The organism is Thermosipho sp. 1074, from assembly GCF_001999655.1.
Lineage (GTDB): Bacteria > Thermotogota > Thermotogae > Thermotogales > Fervidobacteriaceae > Thermosipho > Thermosipho affectus.
In genome coordinates this window covers 67,792-90,311 of the sequence record NZ_LBEX01000004.1, presented here as the reverse complement: position 1 = coordinate 90,311, position 22,520 = coordinate 67,792, and the positions used below count along the sequence as shown (strand labels likewise).

Here is a 22,520-nt window from a genome sequence, read left to right as displayed (position 1 = left end):
AGCACTGATAAAGTGAATGAATTGTTATGTATAAATGCAAAAAAAGTACCGTAAAATAACGGTAAAAAATTTAAAAAGAATACGAATATTATTATGGCTATCATGTCAAGAAGATTATAACATTTTATAGGTGGGAAAAACAAATTTACTCTTGATTGCTCAAATTATCAATTTGTTCTTTTATTTTTTTGGCAATATTATATTGTTCACTTTTTAAAGCTTTGTTGAGTTTTTGCTTTAAGAAAAATAATTGTCTTTGTTGTATGTCTTTTATTAATCGTTTTTTTGTTAATTCATCATGTTTGAATAATGCGCTTTGTACAGCAAGAGGCATTAAAGTTAAAATCTCAACATTGTTTACTATAAATTTAGTGGACTCAGAGAATATATCCTCTGCATACTCTATATGTGCAGCAATTAATTCTACTCCAGCTTTTGTGTATTTTGTTGTGTCATATTTTATTGTTTCTTCAAGACAACTTTTGCAAAATGCTATTTCTTTTTTTGCAATATCTATATCAACTATTAAAAAGAAATCGGCTTTTCTTCCACATCTATTACACTTTTTCACACTTTCACCTCTTTTGAGTTGAAGAGGCTCATGGCTTTATCAATCCCATCATTGATTATAGATTTTAAAGCTTCAATGGATAGTATTAATACTTTGTCTAATATTTTCAATTCCGTATTTGAAAATTCTCCCAATACGAAATTCACCAACTCAGTATTTTCAGGTAAAGGTCCAATGCCTATTCGAATTCTTTTAAAATTGGTTCCAAGATACGATATTAGCGATTTTATACCGTTATGTCCACCATGTGAACCTTTTTTTCTTATTCTTATTTTTCCAAGTGGTAAACTTACATCATCGTACACTATAATTATATCATCAAAATCATCTGGGTTTAAATAGTTAAATATATCGCCACTAAGATTCATATATGTCAAAGGTTTAACCATGTATAGGTTATCTTTTATAGAATATTCGAAATTATATTTTTTTTTCCATGAACTTGCTATTTTATCTAGAAACATAAAACCCACGTTATGCCTAGTGAAGGCATAACGTGGACCGGGATTTCCAAGACCAACAACTAAAATTATATTATTCTTCCTCCTTTTTACCTTTTTCAATAACTTCAGGTTCTACTGGTTCTTCTGCTGTTTCTTCTCCTTCAACTTCCATGCCTCTTGGAACGGCAACTGTAATTATGGGTTCATTTTCTGGAAGTTCAGCTTCCATACCTTCTGGAAGTTTCAAATCTGAAACGTGCAATGATTCACCAAGATTTAAGTTGCTAATATCAATTTCCAATTTTTCAATTATTACAGATGGCAATGTTTCAACTGGAAGTTCGTGGTGAATTACTTCAATAACTCCGCCTTTTTCCACACCTTTTGGCTTTCCTACAAATTCAATAGGTATGTTAATGTTCATTTTATGTCCTTTTTCTGGTACGTAGAAATCAATATGTTTAACTTCGTCGGTTAATTTATCATATTGTACGTTTTTAATAAATGCTACGTGGGAAAATACTTCTTTTCCAGAGTCATCCTTAACGTTAAGTGTAATAGCACTTGCTTCTGTTACTTCGTGAAGAAGTTTAATCAAATTTGTCTTTCTAATGGAAATAGATAGTGGTTCAATATCTGGCCCATAAACAACACCAGGTACAAAACCTTGTTTTCTCAATCTTCTGACAGCCCTTTTGTTTCCAATAACACTTCTTACCAGGGCCTCAAGTTTGTGCTCTGCCATACTAAAACCTCCTCTTTTTATTTTTATGGGTTTTATTATTGTCTAAAAAGTATGCTCACCGATAAGTTCTTTCTTACTCGCATGATCGCTTCACCGAGTAGTGGTGCAAGTGAAACGACTGAAAATTTATCCGGTAAATTCTCGTGACTAATCGAGTCTGAAACGTATATCTTCTCTATTACAGATTTTTGAATCCTTTCGATTGCACCGTCTGAAAGAACGGGGTGAGTAATACATGCAATAACTTTCTTTGCACCATTTTCTTTTATTATCTTTGCGGCATTTACTAAAGACCTTGCCGTATCGGCAATATCATCAACAATAACTGCAGTTTTATCTTTTACATCACCTATTATATTTAAAATTTCTGCAACATTATCCTTTGGTCTTCTTTTGTCTAAGATTGCAAGTGGACCACCCAATCTTTCTGCAAATTGTCGTGCCCTTTTTACGCCACCAACATCTGGTGATACTATAACGTAATCATCTTCTAATATTTTATCGCTTTTTAATTTTTTTGCAAATATGGGAAAACTCCACAAATTATCAAGTGGTATATCAAAAAAGCCTTGAATTTGCTCTGAATGTAAATCAACAGTCATTACCCTAGTTGCCCCTGCAACTGTAAGTAAATTCGCCACTAGCTTTGCGGTTATTGGATCACGGCCTTTAGCTTTTCTATCTTGTCTTGCATAACCGTAGTATGGTATAACAACAGCTATACTATTTGCTGACGCCCTTTTAAGTGCATCTATCATTATTAAAAGTTCCATTAAATTTTCATTTACCGGAGGACATGTGGGTTGAATAATAAATGTATCATGTCCTCTAACAGTTTCACCAATTTTTACATTTATTTCTCCATCAGCAAATTTACCGACTTCACAATCTGCAAGTCTTGTGCCTATATACTCTGAAACCTTTATTGCAAGTTCTCTATTTGCATTTCCCGTAAAAATTTTCATTTCATTTTTTGTTATTTGCATTTTTATTTCCCCCTTTTTTTAAAACCCAATTTTCTTTGTTAATCTGTCTTTCCCTTGCGATAGCAAGGCTATTTTCGGGAACATTGTTTGTAATTGTTGAACCTGCAGCAGTAATGGAATTTTTTCCGATTTTCACAGGTGCAACTAGTGAGCTGTTGCTTCCAATAAATACATTATCTTCAATAAACGTGGGATGTTTCTTTTTTCCATCGTAATTACACGTTATAGTCCCAGCACCAATGTTGACATTTTTTCCAATAGTTGCGTCACCTAAGTAAGTTAAATGTTGTGCTTTGCTATTTTGCCCCATAACTGTTTTTTTCGTTTCAACAAAATTTCCTATCTTAACGTTTGTGTCTAATGTTGTTCCTTCCCTCAATCTCGCATATGGACCGACAGATACGTTATCTTTTACTTCTGCTTTTTCAACTTCGGATCTATTTATAATTACATTATTTCCTATTTTGGAATTTTTAATTCTTGTCATGGGACCTATGATACAATCTTCACCTATTGTCGTATCCCCTTCTATAAATGTAAAAGGGTAAATAATGGTGTCTTTTCCAATCTTTACTTGAGGATCTATATAAACTACATCAGGGTCAATTATCCTTACCCCTTCTTTCATTAATTTTTCATTGATTTTTTTTCTTATTCTTTTTTCTAACCTTGCAAGTTGTATTCTATCATTAATACCTGTTATTTCATCTATATTTTCGGTTATAACAGTTGAAATTTTTTCCGTAAATTTCAAAATATCTGTGAGATAATACTCACCTTGTGCGTTATTGTTATTGATTTTATTTATATTTTCTATTAAATATCTACCTTTTATAATATAAATTCCCGTATTTATTTCTTTGATCTTTTTGACTTCATCGTCTGCGTCTTTGTCTTCTATTATCTTTATTTTATCATCTCTTACAATCCTACCATATCCGCTAGGATTTTCCAATATTGCCGTTAGTATAGTAACATCACTGTTACTTTCCAAATGTACTTTTTCAAGTCTTTTTAAAGTTTCATATGATATAAATGGTACATCTCCGTATAATATCAATAAATTATCATCTTTAGATACAAATTCAATTGCGGACATTACCGCATGTGCTGTCCCCAGTTGCTTTTTTTGGATGTAAATTCTCACATCACTTGATAGTTTATCTTCTACCATTTCATATTTGTGACCTAAAACAACTGCAACCTCTCCAAATTTTTTTGCAGTTTCAATTACCCACAAAATCATGGGTTTTCCAAAAATTTCATGTATAACTTTTGGATATTTTGAATTCATTCTTTTTCCCATACCTGCCGCTAAAATAAGGGTTTTCAACTTTTTTCACCCCTTTTTCTAAACTCTCTTAGAAATATTGGAATTATCAAAAGTCCAAAAAAATACCCTAGATTTCCGTATTTTATAGAACCAATCATTGAAATTGATATACCCAAAAGCGAGAAAAAAGGTATACTCCAAATAGGCTTTTTAAGTATATCATACAATATTGAAGAAAATGTTGCAATAAGTAGAAGAATTAGACCTTTTGGTTCATAACCACGAATAGTTGAAAAAAAAGCCAACGCTATCATTAAAATAAGCGTTAAGCTTAATAGACTTTGTAATTTTAAATTGTCTTTTTTGAAATAATAAATTCCCAGAAAAATTAGGGAAAAATAAAGATAAGATTTTGTAAAAAAGTATAGAATAATTGAAGATGCGATTGAAAATAATAGAAATGACACACTAACACCTCCAAATACTAATGGGCCCATATGGGCCCATTAGTGTATAATGAATGTTATTTTCTATTTTTAATTGTTGCTTGAGCTGCTGCTATTCTTGCAACTGGTACCCTGTATGGAGAACAGCTTACATAATCAAGACCTGCTGCGTCAAAGAATAGAATGGATCTTGGATCACCACCGTGTTCGCCACAAACTCCAACTTTAAGGTCTTTTCTTGTGCTTTTGCCCTTTTCGGTTCCCATCTTAACCAATTGACCTACGCCATCCCAATCAAGACTCTTGAATGGATCATGTTCGAGTATACCTTTTTCAAGGTATTCTGGCATGAATTTTCCAACATCGTCACGGCTGAACCCAAATGTCATTTGTGTTAAGTCGTTTGTTCCAAAACTGAAAAATTCCGCTTCTTGTGCTATTTGATCAGCTGTCACGGCAGCTCTTGGGATTTCAATCATTGTACCTACTTTGTACGTTAATTCTATACCAGATTCTTTTATAAGTGAGTCGGCCGTTTCAACTACTATTTTCTTTACGTATTTTAACTCGTTGATATGTCCTACAAGAGGTATCATTATTTCTGGAATTACATCGATATTTTCTTCTTTCTTTAGTTCAATTGCAGCGCCGATTATAGCTTTAGTTTGCATTACTGCAATTTCTGGATAAGTGATTGTAAGCCTACAACCTCTATGTCCAAGCATTGGATTCAATTCGTGAAGTTGTTCAACTACCGTTTTTAATTCTTCAACAGTAATACCTATTTGTTCAGCTACTTCTTTCATCTGTTCTTCATCGTGTGGTAAAAATTCATGTAGAGGAGGATCTATAAGCCTTATGGTTACAGGTAATCCTTTCATTGTTCTAAACAATCCCTTAAAGTCATCTTTTTGAAGAGGTAATAATTCCGCAAGTGCTGCTTCTCTCTGTTCTTTTGTTTTGGCAACGATCATTCTTCTTACTTTGGGAATTCTATCTTTTTCAAAGAACATATGCTCTGTTCTGCAAAGCCCTATACCTTCTGCACCAAAATCTCTTGCAACTTTTGCATCTCTTGGTACATCCGCGTTAGTTCTTACACCGAGTCTTCTAATTTCATCGGCCCAGGTTAGAAGTTCAGCAACGGGTCCTTCAAGACCTTGTGGTTTTACTGTCTTAACTTTTCCAAGATAAACACTGCCCGTTGTACCATCTATTGAGATCCAATCTCCTTCTTTTACGACGACGTCGTTAACCTTAAATTCCAAGTTTTCTTCATCTACGAAGATGTCTTCTGCACCAACTACTGCTGGTTTTCCCATTCCTCTTGCAACCACTGCTGCGTGCGAAGTCATACCGCCTCTAGCAGTAAGTATACCTTCTGCTGCGTTCATTCCACCAACATCTTCAGGACTTGTTTCAGGTCTTACAAGGATAACTGGTTCTCCTTTTTTTGCCATTTCTTCAACTTTTGCAGCATCAAAGTAAACCTTACCGGTTGCTGCACCTGGAGATGCGGGAAGCCCTTTGGCAATTAATTTTGTGTTTTTAATTTCATTTTCATCGAATTTTGCGTGGAGAACCCTTTCCACATCTTCGGGTTTGACACGTATAACTGCCGTTTCTTTATCAATAAGTCCTTCATGGACAAGATCTACGGCTATTTTAATAGCAGCTTGACTTGTTCTTTTGCCATTTCTCGTTTGAAGAATGTAAAGTTTACCTTTTTCAATTGTAAATTCTATATCTTGCATGTCTTTATAATGTTTTTCAAGATTTTTCATGATGCTGAGAAGTTCGTTGTATACATTTTCGTTGATTTTCTTGAGCTCATCTAGTGGAACGGGAGTTCTTATACCTGCAACAACATCTTCACCTTGTGCATTTTGTAAGAATTCACCATATGGTTTCTTCTCTCCTGTGTTTGGGTCTCTTGTAAAACAAACACCTGTACCGCAATCTTCTCCCATGTTACCAAAGACCATTGTAACAATATTAACAGCAGTACCGAGTAATTCTCCTTCTTTTATGTTGTTAATTTGTCTGTATTTTATTGCCCTTTCGTTCATCCAAGAACCAAAAACTGCGTCAATCGCAGCCCAAAGTTGTTTGTATGTATCTTGTGGAAATTCTTTTCCAAATTTTTCGTAGATTTTTTTGTAATCTTCAACTAATGCTTTAAGGTCTTCTGCATCAAGTTCAACATCCAATTTAACACCTTTGGCTTTTTTTCTTGCTTCTAACGCTTTTTCAAATTCTGCATGTGAAATTCCAAGTGCTGTATCACCAAACATTTGCAAAAATCTTCTGTATGCATCGTATGCAAATCTTTCATTATTTGTAAGTCTTGCAAGCCCTTTTACGGTTTCATCGTTGAGTCCAAGATTTAAAATTGTGTCCATCATACCAGGCATGGAAACAGCTGCTCCTGACCTGACTGAGACAAGCAAAGGTTTCTCTGGGTCACCTAGTTTTTTCCCTGTAACTTCTTCTAATCTTTTTAATGCTTCATCTACTTGTGTTTTTAAATCTTCTGGGTATGTTTTTCCATGGTCATAGTAATATTTACAAACTTCGGTTGAAATAGTAAATCCTGGTGGTACAGGAATACCAATGTTAGTCATTTCGGCGAGATTTGCGCCCTTTCCTCCAAGAATCTCTTTCATATCTGCACGGCCTTCTGCTTGGCCATTGGCAAAGAAATAAACCCATTTCTTTGACATTATTACACCTCCTTGAAAATCTAAGTCTAACTTTATTTTATCATATCGTATAGGTTAATACGGTTAATATTTTATGATTGTATTTTTCTATTTTGTAACAATTGAAAATTTTAAAATTTTTTGATGTGTGGTATAATACTAACAAAGTTAGATAAAATTAATAATTTGGGGGTAAAGTATGAGTAAAGAAGAGTTAATGAAAGTTATAATTGAAAGGATAAAGAAATGTAAATCATGTTCGTTACATGAAAATCGAACCAATGTAGTACCTGGTGAAGGAAATTTAAATAGTCCCATTGTTTTTGTTGGAGAAGGGCCAGGTGAAGAAGAGGATATTCAAGGTAAACCGTTTGTTGGAAGGGCAGGTCAGTTATTAACCAAGATTTTGGAATCCGTTAATATTAAAAGAGAAGATGTGTATATAACTAATATTGTTAAATGCAGACCCCCGAATAACAGGACGCCTACAAAGGAAGAGGCAAGGGTGTGTTCTCACTTTTTATTTGCTCAATTAGAAATAATAAATCCAAAGATGATTGTCACATTGGGAAAGCCTGCTTTGGAATTATTTTTAGGAAAAAATGTTGCAATTACTAAAGTTAGGGGAAATGAGTTTATATGGAAGGGTGGAGTAATAATATTTCCTATGTTTCATCCAAGTTATTTGTTGAGAAATCCTTCAAAGGCAAAAGGTTCACCTAAAGACCTTACGTGGCAGGATATTAAAAGAGTTAGAAAGTATTATGACCAATTTTTAAAGGAGAGAGAAAATGGCGATTAAAAAGTTAACTCCTGCTCTTGAAAACTACCTTGTAACTATATACAAGTTGTCAAAAGAAAAAGGGGTTACAAGAATTTCAGAAGTTGCAAAGATAAAAAATGTTAGTTATCCTAGTGTTACTACTGCTGTGAAAAAGTTGGTTAATTTAGGTTATGTAGAACACGAAAGATATGGATTTATAAGATTAACCAATAAAGGAAGAAGAATTGCGATCACTATTTACAATGGAGAACTTAGAGTGAAGTATTTCTTTATGTACGTTATAGGTTTTTCAGAATCTAGGGCACAGCAAGTTGCCGAACTTATGATATACGGTTTAGATAATGAAACAAGAAAACAATTAAGACGTTTTTATGCTATAATGATTGATTTTGATGAAACAAAGGCAGAAGGACTTATAAAGTTTTTGAAAGAACAAAGGAAAAAATTGGGTGTGAAAAATGTCCCAAAAGAAGCGCTAAAACTTAAATTAAGGTTAAAGGAGGATGACTAATGAAAGTTTTAGTTACAGGTGGAGCAGGATTTATTGGATCTCACGTAGTTGATAAACTTGTAGACAATGGTTATGATGTTGTCGTTGTGGACAATTTATCAAAGGGAAAAAGAGAAAATGTAAACAAAAATGCAACGTTAATAGTAGCAGATATAAGAGATGAAAATAAAATGCGTGAAATTTTTAATGAATATAAATTTGATTATGTCTTCCATCTTGCAGCCCAAGCAAGTGTTTCTGTTTCTGTGAAAAATCCAGTGGAAGATGCAAATGTAAACATAGTAGGTAGTTTAAATCTCATAAAGCTTTCCATAGATTTAGATGTGAAAAAATTTATTTTTTCTTCAACGGGTGGGGCGATATATGGTGATGATGTTGATATTTACCCCACACCTGAAGCTATTTGTCCCAAGCCTATTTCACCATATGGTATTGCAAAGTTTTCCGTTGAAAATTATTTAAGATTTGCAAAGCACGAATTTGGATTAAATTACACAGTTTTACGCTATGCAAATGTATATGGTCCAAGACAAAATCCATTTGGAGAAGCAGGAGTAGTAGCGATATTTGTGTCTCGTATGTTAAAAGGTGAAAATGTAACTATAAATGGTGATGGAGAATATATTAGAGATTATGTGTATGTAGAAGATGTGGCAAATGCCAATTTACGTGCAGTAAAAGCAAGAAGCGGTCTTGAAATAAACATAGGAACTTCCGTTGAAACAAGTGTTAATCAACTTTTTGGGTACTTAAAAAAGATTATAAAGTATGAAAAAGATCCCATTTACGGTCCACCAAGAAAGGGGGACATTAGAAAAAGTGTATTGTGTTATACAAAGGCACTTGAAGAATTAAGATGGAAACCTACAGTTGATATTGAAAAGGGGTTGAGACTTACAGTTGAATGGTTTAAACGAAATTTTAAGGCCTAAAAGTTTGGGGGATATAGTTGGGCAAAACCATTTGTTTGGAAAAGCTGGTATATTAAAGATTGCCATTGAAAGGAACAATTTATTTTCCTCTATTTTTTATGGTCCACCAGGGTGTGGTAAAACTTCTACATTAGATGTTATAAAAAAACATACTGATTACGAAATCTATCATTTTAATGCTGCGATAACTTCAACGTTGGATATAAAGAAGATTTTGGATTACGCAGAAAAGGTAAAAGATGTCAAAAAAATACTGCTTTTTGTAGATGAAATACATAGGTTTAATAAGAAACAACAGGATATCTTTTTACCTGGTATAGAAAAGGGAAGTTACATCTTTATTGGGGCAACTACTGAAAATCCATTTAAAATGATTAACCCTGCCCTTTTATCCAGAGTAAAGGTAATTGCTTTTAAAAGGTTGAGCGAATCTGATTTAAAGAAGATAATTGAACGTGCCATAAATAAAAAAAAGGTTAGTGTAGAAGAGGAAGTAATGGAATTTATAGTAAAAAATTCAGCAGGCGATGCACGCTTTGCCATAAATTTATACGATGTATTAAGTGAAATAGCACTTTCTTTAGAAAAAGACGTTGTTGATGAGGAAATAATAAAAATTTATAGTGGAGAGGGAAAAAAGTTTTATACAAAAAAAGAACATTATAACCTTGCATCTGCATTTATTAAGAGTATAAGAGGTAGCGATCCAGATGCTGCTTTATATTACATGGCTCGTATGCTTGAAGGTGGTGAGGATCCTCGATTCATAGCAAGGAGATTAGTTATACTTGCAAGTGAAGATATAGGTCTTGCAGATCCTATGGCCATTTTAATTGCTACCGCTACGGCGCAAGCCGTGGAATTAGTGGGACTTCCAGAGTGTGTTTTAAACCTTTCAGAATGTGTAATTTATCTTTCCTTAGCGCCAAAAAGTAATTCATCAACTATTGCTATTTCAAAAGCTATGGAACTAGCTAAAAAAACACCTGATTTAAAAGTTCCATTTAATTTACTCAACGTGGAAAAAAGTGGTTATAAAAATCCACATTATTATGGGGGATTTATTAAGAGATCTTACCTTCCAGATAAAATTTCAGATAGTATTTTTTACACACCAAAGTCTATTGGAAAAGAAAAGCGGTTTAAAGAGATAGTTGACAAGCTGTGGAAAGGGGTGAAAAGATATGGAAGTGAGGGTTAATAATGTTTTGGTAAAGTTGATAAACGGAGATATTACAAAAGAAAAAGTTGATGTGATTGTTAATGCGGCAAATACTTGGTTGAAACATGGTGGAGGGGTTGCTGGTGCAATTTTGAAAAAAGGAGGTTATTCAATACAAAAAGAAAGCGATGAATATGTTCAAAAATATGGGCCTGTGAATACAGGTGATGTAGCGGTGACCTTTGCGGGAAATTTAGAAGCAAAATATATAATCCACGCAGTAGGGCCAATTTGGCATGGTGGAAAAAATAAAGAAGAAGAAAAATTGAAAAGTGCAATTTTAAGTGCTTTAAAAAAAGCGTGTGAACTTGGGGTAAAAACCATAGCATTTCCCGCAATTAGCAGTGGTATATATGGTTTTCCAGTGAAAAGGTGTGCGGAAATTTTTAAAGAAAGTATAGAAAAGTTTACGAAGAATAACACTTGTCTTGACGAAATAAGAATTGTAAACATTGACAAAGAAGATCACGAAATTTTTGTTGAGGTATTTTCAAATGATTAATCTTATAAAAGCGTTGTTTTTAGAATCTTTTAGAAATAAGATATCTTTTTTCTTTGGGATTCTTTTACCAGTTGTGTTTTTTATAATGTTTGCTCAAGTTTTTTCAAATGAAAAAGAAGTTTCATTTGCATACTTTAGTGATAAGCCTTTGGATATACCTGGAAAGTACTATAGTAATAAAAATGCGTTGATGAAGGATAGATATAATTACGCAGCATCGGCATTTGTAGAAAGCAAAAAAATTGTAGTTTACAAAAATTATAACGATTATACCGTTGACTTGTGGATCGATGACTTGAAACGTAAAGTAGATACTATTGATTTCAGAGAAATTGTAAAAATAAACGAAAGGATTTTAGATTATAAAGTTTTAAATGAAAAAGAAAGTATTTACTTGGGTTCTTTTGTTTTGTCATTGGTTTCAATTGGTATGTTTTCAGCCATAAATTTATTTGAAAGATATAGAAAAATTGGAATAATAAGGAGATTTAGAGTATTACCTCTAAGTGCATTTTTGTTTGTACTTTCGTTTTCTCTTTCTCAATTTATAGTAAGTCTAATTTCTTTTGTTGTTGTAAGACTTGTTGGAATTTTTCTTTTCAATATAAACTTAAAGGTTGATTATCTATTTTTTGCGTTTTCATTTATTTCGGCTGTCTTGGGGATGCTGGGTATTGGAATACTTTTGAGTATTTTGTTTGAAAAATTTGCAAATTCTGTTGCGCAATTTTTGTATACCATTTTTATATTTTTTTCTGGAATATACTTTCCCATAGATTTTCTTCCAAAATTTTTAAAAAACATTACTTATTTTTTACCCATAATGTATATATTTGATAATTTTAAGCATTCTATATTTAAGCAGGATTCTTTTGGGAAATTTTTACTACAAAATATATCTTTAATAATTTTTGGGGTTGTTTTATTGTATTTTGGTGGGAAAATTCTTTTTGCACCAGAAGAGTAGGTGAAATAATGATAAAAGTGGTTAATTTAAAAAAGAAATATGGAGATTTTGAAGCACTTAAGGGAATAAGTTTTTCCATAGAAAGGGGAATTATATTTTCGTTTTTAGGCCCAAATGGTGCTGGAAAGACTACAACTTTGGAAATATTAGTGGGACTTAGAAAGAAGACTTCAGGTGAAATATATTTTTTTGGCCAAAAAGTAGATGATATTGATAAGAAAATAAAGGAAAGAATAGGGGTACTTCTTCAAAAAACAGAACTTTTTAGAGAACTTACCGTGTATGAAACGCTAAAACTTTTTAGAAGTTTTTACAAAAAAGGATACGACCCTAAAAAAGTGTTAGAGATGATTGGACTTGTTGAGAAGAAAAATGAAAGGGTTAAGACACTTTCTGGTGGACAATTTCAAAGGCTTAGCTTTGGATTATCTTTTATTAATGATCCTGAAATTTTGTTTTTGGATGAACCAACTACGGGGTTAGATCCACAATCTCGAAGACATATTTGGGATATTATAAGAGAATTTAAGAGGGGTGGTAAAACTATCTTTTTAACGACGCATTATATGGAAGAAGCGCAAACATTATCTAATAAAGTGTGTATTATAGATAACGGATTAATTATAGCTGAAGGTAGTCCAGATGAATTGATCAAACATTCAGGGTTAAGTACAATTGTTGAAGTAGATGGAGAATACAACTTTGGAAAAGTGGTGGAAGGGAAAACTATAATTGAGACTAAAAATATGAGTGAAGTGATAAATAAGCTTTTAAACGATGGCGTAGAAAAATTCATTGTGCGACATCCAACACTTGAAGATGTATTCTTAAAGCTTACTGGAAAGGAATTGAGGGATTAATATGTTTAAAGCGCTTTTGAAAATAGAGTTTTTAAGAAGTAAAGAGGCGACTTTTTGGTTTGTATTATTTCCCATTTTGCTTACTTTACTTTTGACGTCTATTTTTGGAGGTTTAGAAAAAAGGATACGTTTTAAAATAGGTGTTATTGGTAACTCGAGTGTATTAGATGTTTTTAAGGACTATTTTAATATTGTAAGAATAGAAAAAATAGAGCAATTTATCGAAAAGAACCTGGATATAGTTGTAGTTTTGGAAGAAAATTTTGATCAAAAGTTTCAAAAGGCACTTTTTTTATCGAAAACAAAGCTTTTTGAGCCACTTGAAGTAGATGTTTACTATATTCCTGGAAAATTAGATTCAAAGATTGCCAAAGATGTTTTTATAAGTGCATTTTCAAAGGTTAATTATTTAATGGGAAGAGATATTCCAATTAAGATAATAGAGAAAAACAAAAATATAAGATACCAAGAATTTCTATATGGGGCTATTTTAGTTATGAACATTATGTCTGTTGTTTTTTTTGGATATTTAACTAATATTTCTTTCTATGAGCGAAGAGGTGTCTTAAAGAGGTTATCTGTTACACCTTATAACAGGTTTTACCTTACTTTTACTATGGTAGCCTTTTTACAAATTCTATTATCGTGTGTAATATTCTCCATTTTTGATTATTTTGTATATGGAGTGAATATTTTTAATTACAACGTATGGTTTTACGTTTTGTTTGGAAGTATGGTTTTTCTTTCCTTTGGTTATATGCTTTCAAAGATGTTCAAAAATCCAGAAACAACAATTGTATTAGGTAACATATTTTTTCAGGTATTTATGTTCGTAGGCGGTTTTTATTTTAATGTAGATAACGTAAAATTCATTTCAACCATTTCAAAAATAATCCCATCTACCTATTTGGTAGATGGGATACGTGCGTCGTATGGATATTCTATATATAACAACCACATATTTGTTCCATTGGCATGGTTTGTTTTGTCTGTAGTTATAAGTTTGGTATTGTAAATAAACCATTTTTCATTATTTGGACTTTTTCCGTGCCTTTAACTCCCCAAACGTTCATTTTTTCATTGCCTATCATGAAGTCAACATGTGTAAGACTACTATTAAGTCCAACTTCTTTTAATTGTTCGTCTGATAATTTTTCCCCGTTTTTTACACAACTTGGGTATGCTCTACCAAATGCAAAGTGTGAAGCTGCATTTTCATCAAATAGCGTGTTGTAGAAGATTTTTTTCATCTGATAAATGGGGGATTCAACGGATACAAGTGCAACTTCACCTAATCTTCTTGCACCTTCATCTGTGTTTAAAATGGTTTCTAGTATATCTTTGCCTATTTTTGCATCGTAATTTATTATTTTTCCGTCTTTAAAGGTAAGTGTAAATTTGTCTATAATGTTTCCACCATATACTAGTGGCAAACTATTTGAAACCACACCGTTTATTTTATCTTTATGTGGGGCTGTAAATACCTCTTCTGTTGGAATATTTGGAACAAAAACGATATCTTGTTTGTTTTTTTGGCTTCCTGATATCCAAATGTGCTCTTTGGGAAGACCAACTTGTAGATTTGTACCAGGACCTTCGTATATTAAATAGTCGAATTGTTTTTCATTTAGATATTTTGTAATGTGTGTTAATTTTTCTATGTGTTTTTTCCAGTTTTCAACGGGATTTCCTTCTATTCTACTGGCTTTTAAAATGTATTCAAGAAGTTTTTCCGTGTTTTCTTCACCTAATACCTTTTTTGCCCATTTTTTTGAAGGGTATGCAACAACACACCAAGAAATTTCATTAGACATCATTCTTTTCATGATTTCTTTATTTGCGATGTTTACCGTTTTTGTGTAAATGCCTATTCTTTCAGGTGGAATGTCTTTTAATGCGTCTGGATCTGCACCAGTTATACTCAACATCGCTCCCTTTTTATCAAGTAAATATTGAGAGGCCATTATTTCCCATTTTGGATATTCTTTTAACGCATCAATAGGTGCATTTTTTAAACGATATTTTGTGACTACTTCATCATTCCATCTTACGTATACATCATGTGCACCTAGATTAAAGGCTTCATTTACTACTTCTTCTACAAATTCTCTTGCATCAAGCGGTGCTTTTATAAATAAAATTTGTCCTTCTTGAAGATTAAGTCCAATTTGAAGTGCAACTTTTGCATATTTGTTTAACATCATATCATTCCTCCAAAATTTTTCTTATTTCTTTTTCTATATCCTCTGTTATTTTTTCCTTAATTTCTATTGCTTTAAGATTCTCATGTAATTGTTCAATCTTTGATACCCCCAGGATAACACTACTTACATTTGGATTCAACAAACACCATGCGATGGCAAGTTGCGAGAGCTTTGCATTCAATTCATCTGCAATTTTTTGTAATTTTTGTAGTTTTTCAAATGTTTTTTCCGTTAATATACCGTTTTCTTCAAGGTGTTTTTTTAGGTTTGGAAATCTTGCAAGTCTTGAATCTTCTGGGATGCCGTTGTTATATTTTCCAGTTAGAATCCCAGAAGCAAGAGGACTCCAAATTGTTAACCCCATGCCGTATTTTTCGTATATAGGTTGATATTCTTTTTCTACCCTGTCCCTTACAAGCATGTTGTATTGCGGTTGTTCTACAATAGGTGGTATGCAGTTTAATTCTTTGCATGCTATGTGGGCTTTTTCAAGTTGGTCCCCACTCCATTCGGAAGTACCCCAATAGAGTGCATAACCGTTTCTCACTAAATAATCCATTGCAAGAACGGTCTCTTCAATAGGTGTTTCTGGATCAGGGCGGTGGCAGTAGACAATGTCAACGTAGTCTAGTTGTAACCTTTTAAGTGAAGCAAATGTTCCTTCTAAAATGTGTTTTCTTGAAAGCCCTCTGTCATTTGGTCCGTTTCCACCCCAAAATATTTTCGTGGAAACCACAATGTCACTTCTTTTGAATTCCTTTAAGACTTCACCTAACATGGATTCAGCCATACCATTTGCGTATGCTTCTGCCGTGTCAAAGAAGTTTATTCCATTTTTGAAAGCTTCTCTTACTATTTCTTTGGCTTTTTGAATGTCTAGTTGATTTCCGAAAGTGAGCCATGATCCAAGTGAAACTTCACTTATCTTTAATCCCCATTTTCCCACTTTTCTGTAATTCATATCTTTCACCTCCTTACGAAAAAATTATATCATAAAATATTCGCTTTGCGAAATATATTGTTTTTGGTTGAAATATGTTATAATTAGCATAGCGAATAATTGGAGGGGGAATTTTTGAAAAATAGGGTTGATTTATTCAAGCAAAGTATAATAAAATCGCTTTTTTTGCTGAGTTGGCCTTTAGTTATATCAAATTTAATGCAGACATTTTACAATGCAGTTGATGCTTATTTTTTGGGAAAGTTGGGAAAGATAGAGTTTTCTGCTCCTACAATAGTATGGCCACTTATATTTGTTTTTATTTCACTTTCTATAGGTTTTGCACAAGCTGGAGTAACGTTAGTGGCACAATTTACAGGAGCTTCAAATAAGAAGGCTGCAAGAAAAGCTGCAGGTCAAACTGTTGTAATTTCCACACTTTTGGGTATTTCTTTAGCGATAATAGCTATTATAATTTCACGTCATGTAATTACTTTAATTGCTGGTGAAAATAGTAAAGAAGTAATAAATTATGCGGTTAATTATTTTAACATAATAATGATAGGGTTGCCATTTGGTTTTATCTTTAACTCAATTTCTTCTATTTTAAGAGGTTGGGGAGATTCAAAATTTACAATGAAATTGATGTTTATTTCAACTGTGGTTAATATAATTTTGGATCCAATATTTATTTTTGGTTTTTGGTTTATTCCAAAAATGGGGGTAATTGGTGCAGCTTGGGCTACAACAATTGCAAGAGTTGTTGCAGCTGTAATTTCAATTGAACACTTATTTGCAGGGAAAAGAGGGTTTAAGATAGGTTTTGAAGATTTAAAACCGGATTTTTCATTGGTAAAAAAGGTATTTCGTATTGGACTACCAAGTTCTTTGAGTATGTCTATAACTTCTTTGGGATTTGTGGTTATAATGAGGTTCGTTTCTAGTTTTGGCCCTACAGTTGTTAGTGCATATGGTGTGGGAAATAGAATTATAAACTTTATTACGATGATATCATTTGGTATTGGTAATTCTGTTACCACTATGGTGGGGCAATTTTTAGGTGCGGGAGATTTGAAAAGTGCTGAAAAAACGGTAAAAGTTGCGTTTATTTCAAATTTTTTAATCGTATTTTCCTTAAGTACTTTGACCTTTTTCTTTGGTGGAGAACTTACCAGGTTTTTTATAAATGATCAAGAGGTCATAAGAGTGGGATATATATTCTTTAAATACGTTTCTTTCTCTTTGCCGTTTTTTACTTCTATGTCTGTTTTTATCAACACACTTGTGGGTGCTGGAAGAACGGAATTGTCAATGATAGTTGATATAACAAGATTATGGGGAATTAGGGTGCCGTTAATAGCAATTTTTTCCTCTACTTTTGGCTTTACAGGATTGTTTTTTGCTATGATAATTAGTAATGTGGCAGCAATGATTTTGGCATATCTTTTTGTTAAATTTTCAGATTGGAAAAAAACAATTGTGCAGAAAAAAGGGGGTAAATGTGATGATATTTACTGACAAAAAGATTGAAAAAAAGAAAAGAAAGTATTTTATGGGGCTAGATTCAACAGATGCCAGTAAGATTATTGAGATTTTAAATAGTCTGCTTGAAGAGAAAGTTGAAACGGAAGAGGAAGTTGTAAAGTTAGTAGAAAAATTTACAGAACTTTCCGATATTGTATCTGAGGAAATGGGTTGGAGATATATTAACATGACGAGGTTTTCGGATAAAAAGGAATATGCCGAAAAATTTAACGACTATTTTCAAAACGTTGTTTCAAAATTAAAACCCTATTATATAAAACTTGAAAAAAAGATATATGATAGTAAAGTAGAATTTTCAAGAGAATATGTACATATGCTGAATATAATTTCAAATAACATTGAATTATTTAGAGAAGAAAATATACCTTTACAGATAGAAGAAAGAAAACTTTCAAATAAATATGGTGCTATCTTTGGTTCTATAACTGTAAATTTTAGGGGCGAGGAAAAGACCCTCCAACAACTTATACCATATTTAAAATCACCTGATAGGGTAATAAGGGAGGAAGCATGGAGAAAAAGGTATGAAGGATTGTTAGAAAAAAGAGAAGAGCTTGATAACCTTTTTGATGAGTTAAAAGAAATTAGAATAAAGCAAGCAAAAAATGCAGGTTTTGAAAATTATAGAGATTATATGCATAAAGCAAAAGGAAGATTTGAATATACGGTAGAAGATGTTTACAAATTTCACGAGGCAGTGGAAAAGGAAGTTATGCCATTTTTTAGAAAAAGAATGCAAAAACGTGCGAAAAAATTAGGAGTTGATACATTAAGACCGTGGGATACAGCTGTTGATGTTGATGGAAAAGTACTTAAACCGTATAAAACGGTAGATGAATTTGTTGAAAAGGCGATAAAAGTACTTGGAAAAGTTAAACCACTTTTTGGTGAAAGGTTAGAAATGATGAAAAACACTGGATTGCTTGACCTTGAAAATAGAAAGGGAAAGGCACCAGGTGGATACAACTATCCATTACCGGAAACAGGTGCACCGTTTATTTTTATGAACGCAACGGGACAGAGTGGGGATGTAAGGACCTTGCTGCATGAATCAGGACATGCTATGCATACCTTTGAAACGGTAGACATACCTGTTACATATTATAGACCAAATCGTATGGAAATAGCAGAACTTGCTTCGATGAGTATGGAATTGTTAACTATGCACCATTGGAATGAGTATTATAAAGATAATGAAGAGTTAAAAAAGGCAATGATAGAAGAGCTTGAAAGTGCTATTTTATTCCTGCCTTGGTGTATGACAGTTGATGCATTCCAACAGTGGATCTACAGCAATCCAGGACACTCTGCTGAAGAAAGAGCAGAATATTTTGGAAAATTGATGGATAGATTTAATCAAGGAGTGGATTGGACAAATCTTGAACTTGAAAAGAAATACAGATGGTTATTCCAATTGCATATATTTGAAGTACCTTTCTACTATATAGAATATGGAATTGCACAACTTGGAGCATTGTCAATATATAGAAATTACGTCGAAAACTCAGAAAAAGCTATAGAGAGTTATCACAACTTTTTAAAGGTTGGATATAAAGTACCAATTGATAAGGTCTATGAAGTTGCAGGTATAAAATTAGATTTTTCAGAAGAGTATATTGGAGAGATTGTAGATTTTGTCGAAGATAGATTAAAAACTTTGGAAGGGGATTAATTTGTTTTTTGAAGATTTTAACGAAGAGTTTGAAAGTTTAGACGAATTTGTTGAAAGTGTAAGAAAAAAGACGAATTGTCCAGAATGTGTACAATGTGGATATTGTTGTAAGATAACACCTTGTTATTATGGAAAATGGAATAGTAAAAAGAAGCAATGTGAATATTTAACAGATGATAATAAGTGCGATATCTATGACAAGATAGTTGAATTGGAAAAGGATAAAGAAGTGAAAATGTTTGGAAGCGGCTGTTGTTTAAACTATATGAATCCGGAAAGATTGAAAAAATTATCCCAAAAGTAGATTTATAATTGCTCATTAGCTTCGGCATATGCCGAAGCTTTTTTTGTCAAATAGTTAGTTATTAAAAAGTTTGTAAGGTATAATTAATTTACTTTGGTAAGAATATGTTATAATAAAACTGATTGATAAAAAAATCACAAGGAGGGATATAAATGAAAGTTGCGATTATAGGGTGTACTCATGCAGGCACTGCTGCAGCCATAAATACGGTGAATCTATATGAAGATGCAGAAGTGACGGTCTATGAAAGAAATGATACCATTTCGTTTTTATCTTGTGGAATTGCATTGCATGTTGAAGGTGTAGTTAAAGAGCCAAAGAAACTTTTTTATTCATCGCCAGAGCATCTAAAAAGTTTTGGTGTGAAAACAAAGATGAAACATAATGTAAAAGAAGTAGATTTCAAAAATAAGACTTTGGTAGTTGAAGATATTAAAAGTGGCAAGTTTTTTGAGGAAACATTTGATAAGTTGATTATTGCTACGGGTTCATGGCCGGTTATTCCTGAAATTGAGGGAATTGATTTAAAAAATATTTTGCTTTCAAAAAATTTTTATCATGCAAATGATATAGTGAAAAGTGTAAAGAATGTAAATGATGTAGCGATTATTGGTGCGGGATACATTGGAGTTGAACTTGCTGAGGCAATTAGAGAAAATGGTAAAAAAGTAACTTTAATAGATATTGAAACAAGAATTTTAGCCAAATACTTAGATGAAGAGATAACAGATGTTGCAGAGAAAAAATTAAGGGAAAAAGGTATAAAACTTGCGCTTGGTGAAAGGGTAATAAAATTTGAAGGAACTGAAAAAGTTGAGAAGGTAATAACTACAAAGGGTGAATACAAGGCTGATTTGGTAATTCTTTCTATGGGATTTAAACCAAATACAAAGTTATTTAGAGGAAAACTAAACATGCTTGATAATGGTGCAATAATTGTTGATAAGCATATGCAAACAAGTGAAAAAGATGTTTTTGCTGCTGGGGATTGTTGTGCGGTATTTTACAATCCATTGGAAAGATATGAATATATACCTCTTGCTACAAATGCGATTAGAATGGGAACAATAGCTGCGTATAATTTAAAGAAAAAGAGGTTAATGCATTTGGGGACTCAAGCTACATCTGGAATAAAGATATACAATTTAAATATTGCGGCAACTGGAATTACAGAGCATATGGCAAGAGTAAATAATTTAAATGTAGGATCAATTTTCATTGTGGAAAATCATAGACCGGAATTTATGCCATATTTTGAAAAAGTATTTTTTAAAGTAGTTTACGATAAAAACACAAAACGTATATTAGGTGCTCAAATAATGTCAAAAATTGATTTAACTCAATCTATGAATACAATGTCTGTTTTGATTCAAAATAAGATGAGAATAGATGAACTTGCGTTTGTTGACTTTTTCTTCCAGCCGCATTTTAATAAACCGTGGAATTTTTTGAATGTTGCTGGTTTGGAATATTTGAAAAATCATTTCTAATTCAGGAAAATTTATCGTGAAAAAATTAACATAAAATTTATGTGAAATTAACCACTTTAACCTGTTTTCGGTGTACAATATTTGTGAAAATATTCACAGGAGGTGAAATTATGTGGGAAAGCAAAATGGATATTTACAATGTATTTGAATTAAGGTGTAAAACAACGTGTTATTTTGGTGTAGGTGCAATAAACAAAATTGGTGATATATTTGACAATTTGAAAGAACAAGGAATTAACAGTGTGATTTTTGTGACAGATAAAGTAGCTTATAAGGTAACGGGTGCATGGGATGTTATAAAACCTGAACTTGAAAAAAGAAACATAAAGTATGTTATATACGAAGATGTATCTCCAAATCCAACAACCACTCAGATTAATGAAGCAACAAGGATTGCAATTGAAAATGATGCAAAGGCTGTTATAGGTATAGGTGGAGGAAGTCCTATTGATGCAGCAAAAAGTGTAGCTGTTTTACTTGAATATACAGACAAAACAGCAGAAGAATTATACGAAGGAAAATTTATACCAACTAAAGCAAAACCAATAATTGCAATTAATACAACACATGGTACAGGTACTGAAGTAGATAGGTTTGCAGTTGCAACTATTCTAGAGAAAGAATATAAACCTGCACTTGCATATGATTGTATATATCCAACATATGCAATTGATGATCCTCAGTTGATGAAGACATTACCAAAGAGTCAAACAGTTTTTACATCTATTGATGCTGTTAATCACGTAACCGAAGCAGCTACAACTCTTGTAGCAAGTCCTTATTCAATACTTCTTGCAAAAGAAACAATAAGGCTTATTGCAAGATATTTACCTCAAGCAGTTGCTCATCCAGATGATTTGACGGCGAGATATTATCTTTTGTATGCTTCTACAATAGCTGGAATTTCTTTTGATAATGGGTTGTTGCACTTTACACACGCACTTGAACATCCATTGAGTGCAGTAAAACCTGATCTTGCTCATGGACTTGGGCTTGCAATGCTTCTTCCAGCCGTTGTAAAACATATTTACACCTCAAAACCAGAGGTTTTAGCGGATATTTACAGCCCAATTGTTCCAGATTTAAAAGGTGTTCCAGGCGAAGCAGAGAAGATAGCAATTGGTATTGAAAAGTGGCTGTTCAACTTAGGAGTTACAGAAAAATTAGAAGATATGGGATTTAGTGAAAATGACATTCCAAAACTTACAAAACTTGCACTTGAAACACCTTCTTTGGGATTGTTGTTGAGTATGGCACCAATTAATGCAGATGAAAAAACAATTTCTTCAATATACATGGATTCATTAAAACCTTTGTCAAAATGATAGTTGTTTTTTAGTTTCGTGGGGCCTTTTGGCCCCACTTTTTTGACAAAAAAATAGTTTGATGTATAATAGTTTTACGTAAATGTATTGGAGGTG

Annotated in this window: 22 protein-coding genes; 13 read left to right on the top strand and 9 right to left on the bottom strand. The window is 32.6% G+C overall.

The window, feature by feature from the left end:
* Positions 1–145: 145 nt before the first annotated feature.
* From XO08_RS01970 to ppdK, 7 genes are read right to left on the bottom strand one after another with little or no spacing between them, the layout of a single operon-like run.
* Positions 146–571 carry a hypothetical protein gene (locus XO08_RS01970; protein WP_075665392.1) on the bottom strand — a complete coding sequence of 142 codons (426 nt, stop codon included), beginning with the start codon at positions 569–571 and terminating at the stop codon, positions 146–148.
* Positions 568–1,101 (bottom strand): aminoacyl-tRNA hydrolase, encoded by a 534-nt coding sequence (gene pth / locus XO08_RS01965; protein WP_075666680.1) that lies wholly within the window; start codon positions 1,099–1,101, stop codon positions 568–570. The genes XO08_RS01970 and pth overlap by 4 nt, the downstream gene beginning before the upstream one ends.
* Positions 1,102–1,105: 4 nt before the next feature.
* Positions 1,106–1,759: a 50S ribosomal protein L25 gene (locus XO08_RS01960; protein WP_075665391.1), complete on the bottom strand. Its 654-nt coding sequence runs from the start codon at positions 1,757–1,759 to the stop codon at positions 1,106–1,108.
* A 35-nt stretch (positions 1,760–1,794) separates the two neighbouring features.
* Positions 1,795–2,745 carry a ribose-phosphate pyrophosphokinase gene (locus XO08_RS01955; RefSeq protein ID WP_075665390.1) on the bottom strand — a complete coding sequence of 317 codons (951 nt, stop codon included), beginning with the start codon at positions 2,743–2,745 and terminating at the stop codon, positions 1,795–1,797.
* Positions 2,726–4,078: a bifunctional UDP-N-acetylglucosamine diphosphorylase/glucosamine-1-phosphate N-acetyltransferase GlmU gene (gene glmU / locus XO08_RS01950; RefSeq protein WP_077197889.1), complete on the bottom strand. Its 1,353-nt coding sequence runs from the start codon at positions 4,076–4,078 to the stop codon at positions 2,726–2,728. Before glmU ends, XO08_RS01955 begins: the two co-directional genes overlap by 20 nt.
* The gene (locus XO08_RS01945) at positions 4,075–4,485 is read right to left on the bottom strand and encodes a hypothetical protein (protein WP_075665388.1); all 411 of its coding nucleotides are present in this window, start codon (positions 4,483–4,485) and stop codon (positions 4,075–4,077) included. Before XO08_RS01945 ends, glmU begins: the two co-directional genes overlap by 4 nt.
* Positions 4,486–4,541: 56 nt before the next feature.
* Complete coding sequence (gene ppdK / locus XO08_RS01940) at positions 4,542–7,187, bottom strand: pyruvate, phosphate dikinase (RefSeq protein ID WP_075665387.1); 2,646 nt, start codon at positions 7,185–7,187, stop codon at positions 4,542–4,544.
* A 178-nt stretch (positions 7,188–7,365) separates the two neighbouring features.
* Between ppdK and XO08_RS01935 the strand changes: the two genes are divergently transcribed.
* The 8 genes from XO08_RS01935 to XO08_RS01900 are packed head-to-tail and all read left to right on the top strand — an operon-like array spanning position 7,366 to position 13,959.
* On the top strand, positions 7,366–7,968 hold the full coding sequence (locus XO08_RS01935; protein ID WP_075665386.1) for a uracil-DNA glycosylase family protein: 603 nt from the start codon (positions 7,366–7,368) through the stop codon (positions 7,966–7,968).
* Positions 7,958–8,461, top strand: a complete 504-nt coding sequence (locus XO08_RS01930; RefSeq protein ID WP_075665385.1) for a metal-dependent transcriptional regulator — start codon at positions 7,958–7,960, stop codon at positions 8,459–8,461. The genes XO08_RS01935 and XO08_RS01930 overlap by 11 nt, the downstream gene beginning before the upstream one ends.
* Entirely contained in the window at positions 8,461–9,393 is a 933-nt protein-coding gene (locus XO08_RS01925) for an SDR family NAD(P)-dependent oxidoreductase (protein ID WP_075665384.1), read from the top strand. Before XO08_RS01930 ends, XO08_RS01925 begins: the two co-directional genes overlap by 1 nt.
* Positions 9,362–10,594 carry a replication-associated recombination protein A gene (locus tag XO08_RS01920; RefSeq protein ID WP_075665383.1) on the top strand — a complete coding sequence of 411 codons (1,233 nt, stop codon included), beginning with the start codon at positions 9,362–9,364 and terminating at the stop codon, positions 10,592–10,594. The genes XO08_RS01925 and XO08_RS01920 overlap by 32 nt, the downstream gene beginning before the upstream one ends.
* Entirely contained in the window at positions 10,578–11,117 is a 540-nt protein-coding gene (locus tag XO08_RS01915; protein WP_075665382.1) for a macro domain-containing protein, read from the top strand. The genes XO08_RS01920 and XO08_RS01915 overlap by 17 nt, the downstream gene beginning before the upstream one ends.
* Entirely contained in the window at positions 11,110–12,084 is a 975-nt protein-coding gene (locus XO08_RS01910; protein WP_075665381.1) for an ABC transporter permease, read from the top strand. Before XO08_RS01915 ends, XO08_RS01910 begins: the two co-directional genes overlap by 8 nt.
* Before the next feature lie 8 nt (positions 12,085–12,092).
* Positions 12,093–12,944, top strand: a complete 852-nt coding sequence (locus tag XO08_RS01905) for an ABC transporter ATP-binding protein (RefSeq protein ID WP_075665380.1) — start codon at positions 12,093–12,095, stop codon at positions 12,942–12,944.
* 1 nt (position 12,945) lies between these two features.
* Positions 12,946–13,959 carry an ABC transporter permease gene (locus XO08_RS01900; RefSeq protein ID WP_075665379.1) on the top strand — a complete coding sequence of 338 codons (1,014 nt, stop codon included), beginning with the start codon at positions 12,946–12,948 and terminating at the stop codon, positions 13,957–13,959.
* Here the strand turns inward: XO08_RS01900 and XO08_RS01895 are convergent.
* Both XO08_RS01895 and XO08_RS01890 read right to left on the bottom strand, forming a co-directional pair.
* A complete protein-coding gene (locus tag XO08_RS01895) occupies positions 13,940–15,148 on the bottom strand; it encodes an aminopeptidase (protein WP_233120219.1) in 1,209 nt (402 codons plus the stop codon). The genes XO08_RS01900 and XO08_RS01895 overlap by 20 nt on opposite strands.
* Before the next feature lies 1 nt (position 15,149).
* Positions 15,150–16,109, bottom strand: coding sequence for an aldo/keto reductase (locus tag XO08_RS01890; protein ID WP_075665378.1), 960 nt, complete (start codon positions 16,107–16,109; stop codon positions 15,150–15,152).
* 114 nt (positions 16,110–16,223) lie between these two features.
* Between XO08_RS01890 and XO08_RS01885 the strand changes: the two genes are divergently transcribed.
* From XO08_RS01885 to XO08_RS01865, 5 genes are all read left to right on the top strand, one after another.
* On the top strand, positions 16,224–17,606 hold the full coding sequence (locus tag XO08_RS01885) for an MATE family efflux transporter (RefSeq protein WP_075665377.1): 1,383 nt from the start codon (positions 16,224–16,226) through the stop codon (positions 17,604–17,606).
* Positions 17,593–19,305 (top strand): M3 family oligoendopeptidase, encoded by a 1,713-nt coding sequence (locus XO08_RS01880; RefSeq protein ID WP_075665376.1) that lies wholly within the window; start codon positions 17,593–17,595, stop codon positions 19,303–19,305. The genes XO08_RS01885 and XO08_RS01880 overlap by 14 nt, the downstream gene beginning before the upstream one ends.
* Position 19,306: 1 nt before the next feature.
* Positions 19,307–19,609: a hypothetical protein gene (locus XO08_RS01875; protein ID WP_075665375.1), complete on the top strand. Its 303-nt coding sequence runs from the start codon at positions 19,307–19,309 to the stop codon at positions 19,607–19,609.
* 152 nt (positions 19,610–19,761) lie between these two features.
* Entirely contained in the window at positions 19,762–21,099 is a 1,338-nt protein-coding gene (locus XO08_RS01870; protein WP_075665374.1) for an FAD-dependent oxidoreductase, read from the top strand.
* Positions 21,100–21,209: 110 nt separating this feature from the next.
* Complete coding sequence (locus tag XO08_RS01865) at positions 21,210–22,424, top strand: iron-containing alcohol dehydrogenase (RefSeq protein WP_075665373.1); 1,215 nt, start codon at positions 21,210–21,212, stop codon at positions 22,422–22,424.
* Positions 22,425–22,520: the final 96 nt, after the last annotated feature.